Annotated in this window: 10 protein-coding genes and 1 pseudogene; 6 read left to right on the top strand and 5 right to left on the bottom strand. The window is 66.5% G+C overall.

Annotated elements, in window-relative coordinates; genetic code table 11:
- Positions 1 to 1712: 1712 nt before the first annotated feature.
- From IPN47_18185 to IPN47_18175, 3 genes are all read left to right on the top strand, one after another.
- A protein-coding gene (locus IPN47_18185; GenBank protein MBK9409932.1) for an IS3 family transposase occupies positions 1713 to 2836 on the top strand; the annotation gives its coding sequence in 2 pieces (ribosomal slippage) (positions 1713 to 1959 and positions 1959 to 2836; 1125 coding nt in all).
- A 136-nt stretch (positions 2837 to 2972) separates the two neighbouring features.
- The gene (locus IPN47_18180) at positions 2973 to 3317 is read left to right on the top strand and encodes a hypothetical protein (protein ID MBK9409931.1); all 345 of its coding nucleotides are present in this window, start codon (positions 2973 to 2975) and stop codon (positions 3315 to 3317) included.
- A 109-nt stretch (positions 3318 to 3426) separates the two neighbouring features.
- Positions 3427 to 4104 (top strand): dockerin type I repeat-containing protein, encoded by a 678-nt coding sequence (locus tag IPN47_18175; GenBank protein MBK9409930.1) that lies wholly within the window; start codon positions 3427 to 3429, stop codon positions 4102 to 4104.
- A 1212-nt stretch (positions 4105 to 5316) separates the two neighbouring features.
- Here the strand turns inward: IPN47_18175 and IPN47_18170 are convergent.
- Entirely contained in the window at positions 5317 to 5418 is a 102-nt protein-coding gene (locus IPN47_18170) for a hypothetical protein (GenBank protein ID MBK9409929.1), read from the bottom strand.
- Positions 5419 to 5437: 19 nt separating this feature from the next.
- Positions 5438 to 7069 (bottom strand): annotated as a pseudogene (locus IPN47_18165) (alpha-D-glucose phosphate-specific phosphoglucomutase).
- Positions 7070 to 7228: 159 nt separating this feature from the next.
- Between IPN47_18165 and IPN47_18160 the strand changes: the two are divergent.
- A complete protein-coding gene (locus IPN47_18160) occupies positions 7229 to 8077 on the top strand; it encodes a hypothetical protein (protein MBK9409928.1) in 849 nt (282 codons plus the stop codon).
- A gap of 27 nt (positions 8078 to 8104) precedes the next feature.
- Here the strand turns inward: IPN47_18160 and IPN47_18155 are convergent, their stop codons facing one another.
- Positions 8105 to 9118 (bottom strand): hypothetical protein, encoded by a 1014-nt coding sequence (locus tag IPN47_18155; protein ID MBK9409927.1) that lies wholly within the window; start codon positions 9116 to 9118, stop codon positions 8105 to 8107.
- 1482 nt (positions 9119 to 10600) lie between these two features.
- On the opposite strand from IPN47_18155, the gene IPN47_18150 reads away from it, so the two are divergent.
- Together IPN47_18150 and IPN47_18145 are read left to right on the top strand one after the other, a co-directional pair.
- Positions 10601 to 12907 carry a DUF1592 domain-containing protein gene (locus IPN47_18150; protein ID MBK9409926.1) on the top strand — a complete coding sequence of 769 codons (2307 nt, stop codon included), beginning with the start codon at positions 10601 to 10603 and terminating at the stop codon, positions 12905 to 12907.
- 532 nt (positions 12908 to 13439) lie between these two features.
- Positions 13440 to 14123 carry an ankyrin repeat domain-containing protein gene (locus IPN47_18145; protein MBK9409925.1) on the top strand — a complete coding sequence of 228 codons (684 nt, stop codon included), beginning with the start codon at positions 13440 to 13442 and terminating at the stop codon, positions 14121 to 14123.
- A 905-nt stretch (positions 14124 to 15028) separates the two neighbouring features.
- On the opposite strand, the gene IPN47_18140 is transcribed toward IPN47_18145, so the two are convergent.
- Complete coding sequence (locus tag IPN47_18140; protein MBK9409924.1) at positions 15029 to 15169, bottom strand: hypothetical protein; 141 nt, start codon at positions 15167 to 15169, stop codon at positions 15029 to 15031.
- 526 nt (positions 15170 to 15695) lie between these two features.
- Entirely contained in the window at positions 15696 to 16037 is a 342-nt protein-coding gene (locus tag IPN47_18135; GenBank protein MBK9409923.1) for a hypothetical protein, read from the bottom strand.
- Between the last annotated feature and the right edge of the window lie 641 nt (positions 16038 to 16678).

Here is a 16678-nt window from a genome sequence, read left to right as displayed (position 1 = left end):
GAGTCTCCCGAGTTGAAGCACGCTGCGGCGTCTCGAAGAGCGCAAGAGTGCGCGTAGAACTGAAGGGCAGTTTCGAGTCTTCGCGGACTCGCGTCTGGTGTGTCTCAGATCGTACGCAAGACGGAAGCACGCTTGCGCCACATCGAGTTCGCAAGCACGGCTGGCAAATCTATTCCCCGTCGTGGTATCGCCTCGGGCGAGGGCCACTTGAGAGGCGAGGTCGCACGCATCGGCGAGCCACGCTAGACGGCAGGTCCGTTCGAAGGACGCAACAGCGACCCCCGTGTCGGCACGCTGCTGCCACCCGTAGAGCGCGCCAAGTGCCAGGATAAAGCACGCACGCGATGTACCGAGTGCGCACCATTGGCGCGCAATCGCGAGCCCCTGCGTCGTATCCGGAATTCCGCTGTAACCGTGGACCAGAGCCGCTGCTCGATTGGCACAGCCCAAACCGGATCCGCCGGAGCAGGCTTGCTGGTACACTGAATCTCCGGATCTGCGATCGCGTGGCCTTGACCTACCGCTAGAAAGTCCGAAGCCCCACTCAGCGCAGGCACGGGAATCACCCAAAGTGCAAGATCGCTCAAACAAGCTGTCAGCTCGTGCGAAGTCTGGAGGTCCTCCTCGTGTAGTGAGGAGCAAGATACCAAGGTAGGTACAGGCGCTGCGCGTACCTCGCGAGCACAGGTCGGTGAGCCGCCGGCGAGCCAGATCAGGTGCGAGCGCGACTCCGCGACCGTACGCTCGCGCGAGCTCTAGAGCCGAACAGCCGCGCTGCCACGCACGACTGCACGCGATAGTGAAAAGACGAGCCGCCGAATCGTGGGGCTGGTGCCGACATCATGGTGCCTTGCTGGACGACGAATCCAAGTTCCACGCAGGCATCTGGAGTTTGTGGACACTTCGTGCGGAATCGAGCGATCGCTGAGTTAGATCGCCAATGCGCCACCCACGCCATTCAGCTCGAAACGTCCCAATGCTACGCATGCCAGCGACACCTCACGCTTACATGCTTCGGTCGCAGACCGTCGCGAGCCAGCGTAGTCGCCGATCAGAAACTCCACCTCCCAAGATGCGGAGTTGGGTACCTGCGCGAGCACGACAGGCACGCTTGCCCATGCGCTCGCGAGGAGAATCGCGAGAAAAGGTGTCGACAAGTGACGGCGGCGACCGATTCCAATGCCACGGCGGTAGATCGCCTCACAGCACCTGCAACGCGCGCTCTCGATGAATTGTCGTACATGCCAATGGTCCGATCATCTGCATATTCCAGTTCTTGATTGCTTCGTGACACTGTCGCTATTCGGGTGGCCAAGGTACGACGAAGGGTTGACGGTTGGGGCGATTCTCGAACTCCAAACTGATCTGTAGCTCTAACCGTCGGCTCCACTTCGGCGAGCGGGGAGGGGGAACTGAGCCCCGCTCCCTCTTCTCGAACTCAGTGACACGACATGAACTGCATGGCGAGGTCTCCAAGTGACTTCTGGGGAGAATCATGGCGGTACTACAGCGGCTCGTAACAATTCCCGAGTGCCGTCACGCCAAGCATCGAGATCCTCTGGCGTCACGGACTGCGATGTCGCCTCGACGATCTTTGACACGCGTTCGATGGAGCTCTCGCGCACTGAAGTGGTCTCGGTTTTCTGAACAGGGTGGTTGAGTGGACCGCGGGCTCCCCCAGCGACATGTTCGCCACAACCGAGGAGTCCCCGATGTCGAAACGTCCCCGTCGCAACCATGCCCCGGCCTTCAAGGCGAAGGTCGCCCTGGCCGCGGTGCGCAACGAAGGCACGCTCGCCGAGTTGGCCAAACGGTTTGATGTGCATCCCGGCCAGATCACCGCGTGGAAGGACCAACTGCTCTCGGGCGCGGCGGGCGTCTTTGGGGGAGGGCCGGTCGAACCGCCGGTCGATGTGAAGACGCTCCACGCGAAGATCGGCGAGCTGGCGCTCGAGAATGATTTTTTAGAACACGCGCTCGGCAAGGCCGGCCTGTTGAGCGCCAAGCGATGATCGACCGGACGCACCCGCTCTCCGTGACGCGGCAGGCCGCGGCGTTGGGGATCAGCCGCGGCGCGGTGTACTACACGCCACGGGCGACGTCGCCCGGCGATCTCGCGCTGATGCGGCAGATCGATGTGTTGCACCTGGACTTCCCGTTTGCCGGCGCGCGCATGCTGCGCCGCCTCCTGCGCGGGGAGTTCCCGGGTGTGGGACGCCGACGGATCGGCACCCTGATGCTCCACATGGGGATTGCCGCCGTGTGTCCGCAGCCCGGCACCAGCCGCCGCCACCGCGCGCATCCCGTGTTTCCCTATCTCCTGCGGCATCGGACGATCACCCGGCCGAACGAGGTCTGGGCGATGGACATCACGTATATCCCGATGGCGCGCGGCTTCGTCTACCTCGCCGCCGTCCTCGACGGGGCCAGTCGGCGCGTGCTGAGCTGGCGCGTGTCCATCACGCTCGACAGCGCCTTCTGCATCGCGGCGGTGGAGGAGGCGCTGGCGCGCCACGGCCGCCCGGCCATCTTCAACACCGATCAGGGCGCCCAATTCACCAGCGCCGCCTTCACGGGCCTGCTCCACGATCACGGCATCCAGATCAGCATGGACGGCAAGGGCTGCTGGCGCGACAACATCTTCGTCGAGCGGCTCTGGCGCTCGCTCAAGTACGAGGAGGTCTACCTCCATGCCTACGCCTCCGTGTCCGCCGCCACCGCAGGCATCGGTCGCTACTTCACCCTCTACAACAGCCGACGTCCCCACTCCAGCTTGACCGACCGCACCCCGGACGACGCGTACTTCTGCCCGCGGCCGCTCCAGGCGGCGGCGTGACCCCCGCCCGCGCTCCAGTTACCCAACCCCGTTAGGCTGTACAGAAAAGCGGAGCCACTTCAATGCGGAATCGCTAGCTTCTCTCGCGTTCGAGTCAGCCGAGGTCCAAGCAAAAGCAACGGTGTATGCAGAGGCTGTGAAGGGACTCCTTCGTACAGTCGATGATGCTGACAACGATCTGCTCCTAACGGAAGCAAACGTGTTGAGCGACATTCGGCGAGCCGAGATGGCTATCGCGCGTCATGTCGTACGACAAGTTGCACTCGGCGGGACCTTTACCGATTGGACGCTCGTGCACTACGGAGACTCGTGGCAAAAGCTTCTGGGCGAGATAGTCGCGGATGCTCTGGAGGACCTGCTTGTCGACTGGATGGGCCGCAACGTGGCAGTTGGAAAGTCACCTGCGACCGCCTTCACCGCCAGCAAGATGTTCCTGAACTTCATCGGGTCCACGTGTGGAGCCGACAGCGACTTACGCTAAGGGACTCCTAGACTTGGAGGGGCAACTCGTAAGCGCCGTCACAACTCGTGCTCCAATTGGTGGAGGGCTCGGTGAGCGGTACGAGTGGGCAGCGCTGATCGCTGGGAACGTGCTCGCGCAGCTTCGATCCGCGGTGACGTCGAGCTATGTGGCTGTGGCGCCCGTGCAGAATCCGATCCAACTGAGGGAGGCGGCGTCGGTCGAAGTCGACCTTCGAGTGGAAGCGTCGGGCATCAGCGCCTCGGCCCTGCACACGCTTGCGATCTCGATCAATCGCGATCCCGCGCATGTGGCAACGCTGGCGGTTGCTGCCAGTCCCGAGTGGGGCATCCAAGCTCAGTCCACGAGTCCTGACGGAAAGACTCTGCAGCTGACGCTTCAGCGAGTTGCGTCCAGCACATCGGCGATTATCGGCACGGCAACGATTCGCTCAGTTCCGTTCGCTTCAGCGTTGATCGGTAGTGACTTGAGTGTCGTGCTAGATCGAGTCTCCGGATCCGGCACCGCACCATCCCCCCAGCGCCTCCGATCGGATGCGCGCATCTGCATGGTCTTGAAAGAGGTCGTCGGTGATCTCACAGGTGATGGCACCGTAGACCTGGGCGATGCGGGAGTTCTGGACCAACTTGTGGTAGGACTTAGGGCCCCAACCGCACGGACGAACTTGCTGGGCGATATCGACGGAGACGGGAAACTCACTCAGCATGACCTGACGCTCTTGGGTCAGTTCAGTAGTGGAAGTGGCGTGTCTGGCAGTATTGGGCGCGTCGTCAGTGCATGTCCTTAGCGAACTAGACAGTATTGGGAGGATATTGTGCTCACACGCGCATCAGGGTGCCTAAGAATCCTACGAGGCAGTCAGGTCGGGTTGCTTGCTTTGCTGCTGTCGGCATGTTCGAACGAGCCGTCGGTGCCGCCACCAGCCGACGATGCGATCGCGCGACTCGAGCTCGCACAACTGCCGCAGCAGATCGTTCTCGGAGACAAGCTACCTGATTCCGTTGAGGTAGTTGTCCTTGGTCAGTCCGGAGTCGCTCTATCTACGTCGGGCGAAGTTGAGCTGCTGATCAGAGGTGCAGCTGGAGGAGTTGGTGCGCCAGAGCATCCCATTCGCGGGGGGACGAGCGAGATTGGGTGGCATGACCGCCATCTGGGCCGATACTAGTGTATCGCTCACGTTGACCATAGGACCGGTCCAGACTCAGAGAACGCTGAAGGTCCTCGTACCACTCGGGCTACGTATCGAGGCTCCGGTTGGCGTCCTTGCCGGAGAGCCAAACGAATCGAAGGAGATTGCCATCGCACGGTTGTTTCTCAACTCCACGGAGCTCGTGGGGCGACCGTTACTGGCATCAAGTGACACGTCTGTCGCCGTGGTGAGCGGAAGCACGGTGAAGTTTCGGCGAGCCGGAGTGGCTGCGTTGACATGGTCTCTTCTGAATCGAACGGCGTATGCGGTGGTGCGCGTGGTCGATCCCACGGCCCCGCTGAAACTACTGGCAGGCGGTGGCGACGCCTTGCCCATTCTTCGCGTTGGTGACACGCTGCGGGTAGAGGTCGCTCTTCGGCCCTCCATCGCAAGCGCCGCGTACGCCGTTGCGTACGACTTTACCGCACTCAATGGACTTCGCATCGGTGCAATTGTAGGTGCTGGGGGTGGGCGATGCGTTCGCCAATTGCAGGCATCCGGGGGCACTGCGAAGGTCATTCAGTACGCCGTAGCGTTGCAGGGATCGGTCTGTCAGATAGCGCTTCTTGCGGATAGAACTACCAACGGCGGTACATCCGCAGTGGCAGCGCGCGCCTACTCGCTCGCGGACGCTGATGGGAAGACGATAGCGATTGCTAGTACGGAGTCTCGGCTTCCGATACAGGTTGTGCATCCTTGATTCCGGTCCGCGAGGCCAAGGGGGTAAGCTCCCCCGTCAGAAGACAGTGTAGAAAGCGACTTCTGGGGTGATTCGTCCCGGACCCGAAAGCGGACAGTTGTTTCAGAGAGTTAGACAGCTACTAACGGCTGCGTATCCTGATGAAGGCTGGCGTACTCCGCGGGCGTCAGATCGCCCAAGGAGCAATGGAGACGGTGCTCGTTGTAGTCGATTCGCCACGCCTGACCGTCTTCACGTGATGACCGTCGGCCCCTCCCGCCCCATCAACTCCTTCAACCGCGACAACTCAACGCTGCCGCGATGTAGCCCCCCCTAAGCGCCTCCTGCGCATCCCGGTCCTGCCGTCCGGCATCCGCCTCATACGACTCCACATACAGCCGCAACGTCGCCCCCGCCGTCCCGGTCCCCGACAGCCGGAACACGATCCGCGCCCCGCTGGCGAACATGACGCGCAACCCCTGGTTGGCGCTCGTGCTCCCATCGATGGGATCGAGGTAAGAGAAGTCATCCACCTGCGCCAAGATGTCGCCGGCGATCGCGGCGCCGAGCAACGACTGGCCCTTGGACCGCGCCGACTCCACGACCGCCTTGGCCGCCGCCGCATCGACCTCGTCGTAGTCGTGCCGCGTGTAGTAGTTGCGCCCGAAGCGCTTCCAGTGCGCGCGCACGATGGCCTCGACCGACTCCTTGCGCGCCGCCAGGATATTGAGCCAGAAGAGCACGGCCCACACCCCGTCCTTCTCGCGCACATGGTTGGAGCCGGTGCCGAACGACTCCTCGCCGCACAACGTGACCTTGCCGGCATCGAGCAGGTTGCCGAAGAACTTCCACCCGGTGGGCGTCTCGAACGAGGCGATGCCTAACGCCTGGGCCACGCGGTCGCTGGCGGCGCCGGTAGGCATGGAGCGGGCGACGCCTGCGATGCCGCCGGCGTAGCCGGGGGCGAGGGTGGCGTTGGCGGCGAGCACGGCGAGCGAGTCGGACGGGTTCACGAAGAAGCGCCGCCCGAGGATCATGTTGCGGTCACCGTCGCCGTCGCTGGCCGCGCCGAAGTCGGGGGCGTCGGCGCCGAACAGCTCCTCCACCAGGTCGTGCGCGTAGGTGAGGTTGGGATCGGGGTGCCCACCGCCGAAGTCGGGGAGCGGGGTTCCGTTGATCACGGTGCCGGCCGGGGCGCCGAGTCGACGCTCGAGGATCTCGGTGGCGTACGGACCGGTGACGGCGTGCATGGCGTCGAAGCGCATGCGGAACGTCCCGCCCGAGAGCATGGCGCGAATGGCGGGGAAGTCGAAGAGCGACTCCATGAGCGCGGCGTAGTCGGCGACGGGGTCGACGACCTCCACGGTGAGCGCCCCCAGCGTGTACGTCCCCGGGGTGCCTAACGGGATGTCGGGGGCGTCGACCAGGCGATACGCGGTGATGCTGCGCGTGCGGTCGGCGATGGAGGCGGTCACCTTCTCGGGCGCCGGCCCGCCGTTGGACATGTTGAACTTGATCCCGAAGTCGCCGTCGGGGCCGCCGGGGTTGTGGCTGGCGGAGAGGATGATCCCGCCGTCGGCCTTGCGCAGGCGGATGAGGTGCGAGGCGGCGGGGGTGGAGAGGAGCCCGTCCTGCCCGACGATCACGCGCCCGACGCCGTTGGCGGCGGCCATCCGCAGCACGGTCTGGATCGCCTCGCTTATAGAAGCGACCGTCTCCCCCCACGACGAGCGTTGCCCCCGGCGGGAGCGCCACGGCGTCGAAGGTGGATTGGACGAAATTCTCGAGATAGTGCGGCTGCTGAAAGACCGTCACCTTCTTGCGGAGCCCGGAGGTACCGGGGGTCTGGCCCTCGAAAGGAGTGGTGGCGACGGTGCGAGGCATGGCGTCGGGAAGACGGGAGGACGAGAGTGCCGATGCGCGCTGCGCTACGGCGGGTGCTGGTCTGGCAGCATGAAGGTGGTGGGGAACCCGCGGCGTGCGCAACTTCTGGTAGTGGCGGAGCGACAACTGTTCGACCTGCGGTGAGGAGAGGGAGCGCCGATGAGCGCATGGTATGGGTTGGTCTCGGCGGCGACGCCGTCGCTCCACGCGAAGCGCATCCGCGTTCGCCTTCGCGCGGCCGTGCTTCCGGCGCTGCTGTTCTCGCTTGGCGCGAGGGCGTCAGGTGCTCAGCAGGTGAAGGGAGTGGTGCGCGACGCCGAGACGAACAAGGGCGTCCCTCGCGCCTTCGTCTCGCTCATCGACGCACCACGGCGACGCCGGTCTTCGCGATCCCCACGGACTCGCGCGGTCGTTTCACCCTGCGTGCCGGAGCCCGGCATCTACGCCGTCCTCGCCTACAAGGACGGCTATCTCAAGCAGACCTCGGGGTGGATGGAAGTGACGGCCCGCGACACCTTCGAGGTGACCCCGAAGCTGGCGCGGCTGTCGACGACACTGACGCCAGTCCTCATCGAGGCCGAACGAGATTCGCTGCGCGAGACCTCGTTCTTCGGGCAGTCGCTGAAGGCACTCGGTGGCGTCCTCGTGACGCCCACGCAGGTGCGGCTGGCGGCCGAGCAATCGCCTGACATCTACGACCTGGTGAACTCGCTTCGCGTGCAGGCGCTACGGGTGAAGACGATCACCATATTGGAGCCGCAGCCCGGTCTGCTCCCCGGTGTCTACCAGTGCATCGTGTACAGCCGAACCAACAAGTGCGTGATGCTGGTGATAGACGGGATGCGCTTCCCCAACCTAGGCGACCAGTTGCAGCTGCAGGGACTCCTCTCGCCCAGCGGGGTCTCGCACATGCTCTTCCTCCGGCCGGAGGAAGCCGGCGTCCTCTTCGGCGACGGCTCCCAGAACGGAGTGCTGGCAATCACGACCAAGGCAGCCGCCAAGCGCTGACGCCCGTTCTCCCATCTCCCGTCTTTCTTAGTTCCGCCACTCCTCCGCATTCGTCGCCGCCCGCCCCGCCACCTTGCGCCCCAGCTCCACCGTCTTGAAGCCGTTCTCCCCCCAGCCGATCACGAAGACGCTGAAGCCCTGTTTCATCCGCAGCTCGATGTCACCCAGCCCGGCGGGATAGCCGCAGGCGACGTTGAACTCCTTGCAGGCGGCGAGCACGCTCTGGATCGCCGACTCCCAGCCGGCTTCGTCAAACACGCGCTTGCCGGCGGCGTCAGTGGTCGTGAAGACGCCGCGCAGCGTCCCCGCCCCCGGGAAGAGCACGCCGATTCCCTTCACGGCGGCGATCTCCCGAATGCGCGCCAACCCCGCCTTGCTCTCGACGATGCTCCAGTTGACCAGCTCCCCCTTGGGGTTGAGCGGCCAGAGGTCGGCCCTGGCGCGATAGTCCTGCTCGCTCATCCCCCACAGATTGGGCGCGGCCCCGACATCATCGGGACGCGTACCGCCGCCCGACGCCGGGCGCATCATGGCGAGCCCCTGCTTGACCTCCTCGGCGCTCTCCACCCCGACGAAGACGATGGTGTTCACGCCGAGGTTGAGCTGCTGCGCGATGCGTGCGCGCGCCTTGATTGGGTCGGGGGCGATCTCGGGGGTCTTTACGACCAGCGGCTGACGCAGGCGGCGCACGCCGCCGCTGACGAACGGCTCGGTCGACCAGTAGCCCTTGGCGAACTCGGTGAAGCTCGCGTAGCCGGCATCGAAATCGTGCTCCATCCCGCCGTCGAAGATGTAGTCGCTCCCCCCCTGGGCAAGCGCGTCGGCCGCGAGCTGGGCGGGCGACTTGGGAGGCGTCTCGGCCGCTGGCGGCGTACCCGGCCTGGAGGGGGGACGACGGTTGCTGGGCGCGTACAACCCGAAGACCGGCTTCCTTGCCGCGAGCAGGTCGACCAGCGGGTTGAGGTGCGGTGCCCCCTGCGCATGGAGGGGAGCGGCGACCGCGGCGGCGACGAAGGGGGCGACCAGGAAGAAGCGACGCATGGGGCGACGGGACGGGAGACGGGAGACGGGAGACGGGAGGGGACAACGTTTCGTCCCATCGCGCCGTTGAAGGGCGTTACGCGCTGCAACCAATTGTATGTAAAGTTGGCGCGTCCGATACGTCGCGTTACCCTTGCCAGTCAGCTACCCGCGGCCGACAATAGCGCGGCTCGGGCATACGGCGGTCGAACCCCTCGGAGGATCGCGGATGAAGGCACTTGCTGCCCTGACGGCAACCGGACTTCTGGTGCTCGTCGCAGGGCCGGCGCAACTGCTCCACGCGCAGGCGCTGTCGGCCCGCCCGATCGGGGCCCGCACCTTTCCGCACGCCACGGCGAAGTCGACCACGAAGGCGACGGCGATCGGCGCCGAGGTGCTCACCGGTGTCGTGAAGAAGACGTGCACCGGCTGTCATTCGCAGACGCGTAAGCTCGGCAACCTGGTGCTCGAAGGGTTCGACGTGGCCCAGGCGGCGCAGAACGCCGAGCTGACCGAGAAGATGATCGGGAAGCTGCAGGCGGGGATGATGCCGCCGCCCGGACGCGCTCGGCCCGGCGGCGATACGCTGGCGGTGCTGCAGTCGACGCTCGAACGACTGGTCGACACGCGCGCCGCCCTCAAGCCTGAGCCGGGCTCCCGCAACTTCCAGCGTCTCAACCGCGCCGAGTACGCGCAGTCCATCAAGGAGCTGCTGACGCTCGAGATCGATCCGGGGAAGTGGCTCCCGCTCGATACGAAATCGGCCAACTTCGATAACATCGCCGACGTGCAGATGCCGTCGGCCACGACGCTCGATGCCTACCTCGACGCCGCGAGCGAGATCGCGCGCCTCGCGGTGGGCGACTCCAAGGCCAACCCCACTTCCGCGACCTACAAGGTCCCGCGCCTCGCTTCTCAGCTGGAGCATGTGGAGGGGGCGCCGGTCGGGACGCGCGGCGGGACAGCGGTCACGCACAACTTCCCCGCCGACGGCGAGTACGTCTTCGCCATCACGCTGCACAACATCCCCACCGGGCAGCTCTACGGCTCGGCGGCCCCGATGGACGAGAAGGTCGAGATCGCGGTCAACGGCGAGCGCGTGGCGGTGATCGAGGTCGATCGCTGGATGTCGCAGGCCGACCCTAACGGGATGGAGCTCAAGTCGCCCCCCATTCGCGTCCGCGCCGGTCCGCATCGCATCTCGGCGGCCTTCGTGAAGACGTTCGAGGGGCCGGTCAACGACCTCATCGCCCCCATCGGGCACTCGATCGCTGATACACAGATCGGGGCTGACGGCGGGATCACGATCCTCCCGCATCTGCGCGAGCTGGTGGTGCTGGGGCCATATCACCCCACGGGGGTCTCGGACACACCGAGTCGGAAGCGGATCTTCAGCTGTCGCCCGCTCTCGGCCGCCGAGGCGCGCCCCTGTGCGCAGAAGATCCTCACCTCGTTAGGCTCGGTGGCCTATCGCCGGCCGCTGGCGGCGAGCGACGTGCAGGGGTGCCGTTCTACGATGAAGGGGCGAAGGAGTCTGGCTTCGAGGGCGGGGTGCGCTTCGCGCTCGAGGCGCTGCTCTCGTCGCCGCACTTCATCTTCCGCGTGGAAGAGAAGCCGGCGACGGCCAAGTCGGGCGATCGCTTCGTCCTCTCCGATCTCGACGTGGCGTCGCGCCTCTCGTTCTTCCTGTGGGGGACGCCCCCTGATGCGTCGCTGATCGCCGCCGCCAGGCGCGGGGCGCTGTCGACGACTGCGGGGGTGCAGGCGCAGGCGCGTCGCATGCTGGCCGACCCGCGCTCCGAAGCGCTGGCCACGCGCTTTGCCGCGCAGTGGTTGCGGCTGCAGGACCTGGAGAAGGTGCATCCCGACGCGCTGCAGTTCCCCGACTACCACCAACAGTTGGCGGACGACATGCGGCGCGAGACGGAGACGTTCTTTGCGCAGATCGTGCGCGAGAACAAGAGCGTCCTCGATCTCTACACGGCCAACTACACGTACCTCAACGAGTCGCTGGCCAGGCACTACGGCATCGCCGGCGTGACCGGCCCCGAGTTTCGCCGCGTGCAGTACACCGACGACAAGCGCGCCGGGATCCTGGGGCACGCGAGCGTGCTGACGCTCACGTCGGTGGCCAACCGCACCTCGCCGGTGCTGCGCGGCAAGTGGGTGATGGAGGTCTTGTTAGGCTCGCCGCCGCCGCCGCCCCCCCCCGGGGTCCCCGACCTCGAAGAGACCAAGGACGCGAAGGAAGGGCGCATGCTCACGACGCGCGAGCGGATGGAGATGCACCGCGCGAACGCCGCCTGCCGTTCGTGCCACCTGTTCATGGACCCGATCGGGCTGGCGCTGGACAACTTCGACGTCACGGGGCGCTGGCGCATTCGTGAAAACGGGATGCCCCTTGATACTCGGGGTGACTTCTACGACGGGACGCCGGTGTCGACCCCCAGTCAGCTGCAACGTGCGCTCATGGCGCCCTGCCGCCGCTGGTGCGCCTTCACGCTCAACCTGATGGCCTACGCAACCGGGCGTCGGATGGAATACCACGACATGCCGGCGATTCGTCACATCACCAACGGCGGCGGCCAAGGCTATCGCTTTGCGGACTTCGTGTCGCGGCGTGGTCGCGAGCGAAGCGTTCCGTGCCAAGCGCGTGTCGGTGGCCAACGCCGCCGTCAAGACCAACGACTGACCTCTCTCACGAGCGGGGACGCTGACGTGTTTCGATCCCTTACGGCCAAGCCCCTTCCGCGCCGGACGTTCTTGCACAGCATGGGCGCCACGGTGGCGCTCCCGTTCCTCGACGCGATGGTCCCGACGGGCCGAGGGGCTGAAGGCGGCGGCCGACCGCACGCGACTGGTGGCGATCGGATGGTGCGCAGCCGCCCGCTGCAACGAGCTGGGGCCAAGCTCAACCTCTGGTCGCCCCCCGTCATTCGCGACCCGCGGGTGGCGTTCGAGAAGCTCTTTGGCGTGGGTGGGACGAGCGAGGAGCGTGCCACGCGCCGCCGCTCGCGCCGCTCGATCCTGGACTTTGTCGCGAGCGAGATGTCTTCGCTGCAGCGGATGCTTGGCCCCGACGACAACCACCGACTGGACCGCTACCTCGAGGACATTCGTGAGGTGGAGCGGCGCATCCAGCGCATCGAGGCGCGCAACACGTCGGGCGAAGTGCGCGAACTCCCCGAGGCGCCGGCGGGGGTCGATTCGTTCGCCGAGCATGTGCAACTGATGTTCGACATCCAGGCGCTGGCCTTTGCCGCCGACATCACGCGCGTCTTCTCGTTCAAGATGGGGCGCGACGGCTCCTCGCGGACGTATCCGGAGAGCGGGACCGACAAGCCCTTCCACCCGGCGTCGCACCACGGCGGGACGGAGCGCGGGGTGAAGGACTTCCACGCGATCAACAAGTACCACGTGGCGATGCTCCCCTACTTCCTGGACAAGCTCAAGAGCATCGAGGAAGGGGAATCGAACATGCTGGACAAGACGATGATCATCTACGGTTCGCCTATGGGCGACTCGAACCTGCACAACCATCGCCGGTGCCCGCTGGTCGTGCTCGGGAAGGCCAACGGGCAGCTCGCCGGGAACCAGCACATTGTTGCGCCTGACGGAACGCCCATGGCGAATGCGATGCTGACGATGATGCACTCGCTCGGCATGGACGACCTCAAGGGTTTGGCGATTCCACGGGGCGCTCAATCTGAGGACGCATGCGTAGGCGCGGGGGTGGCGGGGGTCGCGCCATTGGCGTGGTGGCGGCACTCGGCGCTTTGGGATTGGCGTCCGGGGGGCTCTCTGCGTTGAGCACGGCGTTGACCACAGAGAACACAGAGGGGCGGGAGAACACGGGGGGAGTAGCGTGGAGGCGGGGGCTGGCGTCCGCGGAGGCACCGGTTGCGGACGCGGCCATGCGGCGGGACTCGTTGCGGTGCGGGCGCTCATTCCAGGAAGGGCCGACGTCAATGCGGCGCAGGGCGATGGGATGACGGCGCTGCACTGGGCGGCGATGCATGGTGATGCGTCGCAGACTCGGATTGCTCATCGGCGCCGGCGCGCGCGTCTCGATGCGGTGACGCGCAACGGGAGTTATGCGCCGCTGCACCTGGCGGCCAGGGCGGGCCAGGCCCGCCACCGTAGCGGCGCTCGTGGAGGCGGGGGCGACGTAAACGTCGCGACTGCCAGTGGTGGTGCCACGCCGTTCACCTGGCCACGGAGATCGGCGACACGGCGGTCATTCGCGTGCTGCTGTCGCTCAAGGCGACCGGTCGACATTCGGAGAGCGCCTTCGGGCGAGACGCCGCTCATGTGGGCGGCGGCGGCGAACCAGGTGGAGGCGTTGCGCTCTCCTCGCGGGCGCGCCGACCTCAGGCGACGTCAAGGTCACCGACATGGCGGCGGAGGAAAAGGCGGCACGTGCGGCGCTGACGCTGCGCACGCGCAAGGTGGCGGCGCTCAAGGCGGCGGAGCAGCCGCCGCGGCCGGCCGGGACCGTGACGGCGTCGCCGGCAGCCGCAACGGTGCAGCGGCACCCACGGCCGCAGCAGCCCCCAGGGCCGCCACGGCACCTACCGCACCTGCCGCGAGCACCGCGACGGCGGCGCCTAACGCCGCTTCCAGGCCCGCCGCCGACACCGTCAAGCGCACGCCGGCCGATTCGGCGCGCCTCGCGGCGGAGAACCGGTCGCTGTCGTACGGAGAACTCGTCGGGAAGTCTGGCGGGCTCACTCCGCTGCTGTTCGCCGTGCGGCAGGGGCACAGCGCATCGGTGCTGGCGCTGCTCGAGGCGGGGGCCGACGTGAACCAGGTGAGCGCGGGGACCACACGTCGCCTCCGCAGTGGCCACGATCGCCGGGCGGTTCGACCTGGCGATGGTCCTGCTGAGGAAGGGCCAAGCCCACGCTGGCGAGCGACGCCGGGACGACGCCACACTCTGCCGCGACGATCAACGTGCAGTAGGCCCCCAAGTCGCTCTACCGCAACCCGGCACAGCTGCAACAGGAGACAGGGCAGTTCGCCCTGATGGAGGCGCTGATCAAGGGCGGATCGGAGCGTGCCCGCCCGCCTCAACGGGCACCTGTGGTTGGTGTCACCACAACTTCGACTTGTTAGGCGTGAACAGCGAGGGAACTGACGCCATTCAGACGCGGACTTCCTGAACTCGACATCCCGGCGATGAAGCTCCTGCAGGCCAACGGCGCGATCCCAAGGTCACCAACGAAGAAGCCCGCCGGCCACCTGCGTGGCGACGACGCCCCGCCAGCCGAAGGGCGGCGCCAAGGACGAGTCGGGGCTGCCGCCCATTCCGTGGGGGGCCGGGGTCTTCCCGATTCACGCGGCCTCCGGCGTGGGGTGCGGCAAAGGCTACGCCGCCAACTCGCACCGCCATGCGCCCGACGCGTGGATCCCGGCGGTGAAGTACACTCATCGAGGTGGTGGGGCGGACGTCAGCGCGCGCGACCACAATGGCTTCACCCGCTGCACCACGCGGCGGCACGCGGCGACAACGCGCTCATCGAATACCTGCTGTCCCAGGGGCCGAAACGCATTCACGCGGTGGCGCGGCGCGGCAAGACGGTGCCACGACATGGCCCTTGATCCCGGTGCAGCGCATCCGGTTTCGCGGAGACGGTGAAGCTCCTCGAGAAGCTCGGGTCGAAGAACTCCAACAAGTGCAAGTCGTGCTGAGGCGGGGCCGGGCGCGTTAGGCGCGGGCCTGGCGCCCAACGCTGCGTCCGCCCAGCGCGGGGCGCACATACTGAAGGCCCCGCGCGCAGGCACGCCGTGGCACCAGGCAGTGGAGAAGTTCCCGGCGCCGATCGCTTCAACAGCGTCATCTTGGCCTGGCTCCGGGACCGTCGAGGTCGGCGACAGGCTCCGCCAGGCCGGCCGGGACCGCCGTTGAGCTTGAGGATGTAGGCCACCACATCAGGCGTACTCGGTCTTCGCCAACATCCCCGGGTTGTTGTAGGGCATGGTGGTGCTGATGTTCTTGAACAGGTCCAGGCAATCCGTCTGCCCCCAGCAGGCCGGAAGTCGGCGTTGGACAGATCGACGCGCTCGTGGCACTCGGACAGACGCGGGTGAAAAGCTGCGCCCGCGCTCAGCCACCAGGCGTCGGTGTGGGAGAGGTCGGCGGAGGTGCGCGCAGGCGCCGAGGCGTCCTGCGCCTCCGTGGGACGCGCCAGGAGTGCGGCGAAGAAAGGGCCCGGTCGCGAGAGGGCGGATGTCGGAGTCACTTATAGCTGGAGAGAGAGGGGAAGCAGGCAACCGAAAATTGCCCGCCTGTCGCGCCGCCCGAACGCTCGGTGCGGTGTGCTCCGGTGTACGCCTGCTCTGGTACACCGGAACGTCGGAGGGCGGCACCGACAGGCGCCGCCCTCCGTCGCCGTGCCGGGATGCCCTGGCAAGGTGCGCTGTTCACCCCCGTCCCCTGGTCGCCCAGCCCCACCGCGAAGCGAAGCACGATGAAGCGCATCGGAGGCGTCCAGCGCCCCGTTGCGGTAGGCGTCCGCCGTGTGGCATCACCGTCAGCGGCGGCGAGGAGCTGGATGGCCGCGAGCCCGCGCTCGGATCAGCAGCGCGTCGGCCGCGTTCACGATGCCGTTGCGGTCACGACGTCGCCGCGAAGGATCAGCGGCTCCGTGATGAGCGGGAGCGTCCAGATCCCGCGACCGTAGAGTGCCAGCCGCAGGCGGTTGGACGCCGCGTGGTAGACGAGGTCAGTCACCGGGACGAGGCGGGAGCCCTGCGTGAGCGATGCGGTCACGCCGGCGTCGATCCTCGAAGACGCCGAGGTCGATCCCACAAAGAAGCGATTGCTGACAGGGGTGAAGGCGAAGGCGTTGACCGGGACGTCAGGGAGGTTGCCGGTGAGGTTGGCGAAGTTGGTCCCGGCGTCGGCGGTGGTGAGGGATCTTGGAAGGGCCGAAGCCACCGTGGGTGATGGCGAAGCGCCGCGAGTCGTTGGGGTCGCACCGACGATGTCGGTGACGGGACGCTCCTGCGATCCCGCCGAACCAGTTGGTGCCGCCGTTAGGCGTCCAGAAGATAAACCCCGCAGTGGCGGGCGCGGGGGGTGGCGGTTCGACGCTGCTAGCAAATGGCGGTGGCGGTGGTCTCGTTCTGCACGAGGTGGGGCTGGGCACGGGGCCACGTGGCCCCCAGGTCCTGCGGGCGCTCGATGGCCCGCGTCCCCTTAGAGCGTGCGTGGCACGGGGATCGATGGCAGGTGGGGTGATGAACGGCGCCTGGAAGTTGAAGCGCGGGGGGGATGTACGTGAGCGATCGCGCGTTCCCCGCGAGCCGGCCAGGCTGTCCACCCTGCCACGACACGAGGACGGTATTTGGGATTGGTATAGTCGATCATGGCGTAACCACCGTCCCCGTAAGCCGAGCCCCGACCAGAAGAGAGCAGGCCGCCGGACATCAATGCGGTTGTCCTGGGTGCCGCCGCCTGGCAGGGGTTGGTCAGGTGCACCGCTGATCCAGGATAGAACTGGGTCGCCGAGATCCCGTTGTTGAGCGTCCGCCAGCTCACGCTACCGCCATCCGTCGACTGGAAGATGCCGCCGTCGC

It is taken from the genome of Gemmatimonadota bacterium (genome assembly GCA_016719105.1).
Lineage (GTDB): Bacteria > Gemmatimonadota > Gemmatimonadetes > Gemmatimonadales > Gemmatimonadaceae > SCN-70-22.
Note: the sequence above shows the minus strand (reverse complement) of the source record. Positions and strands in the feature narration are given on the sequence as shown.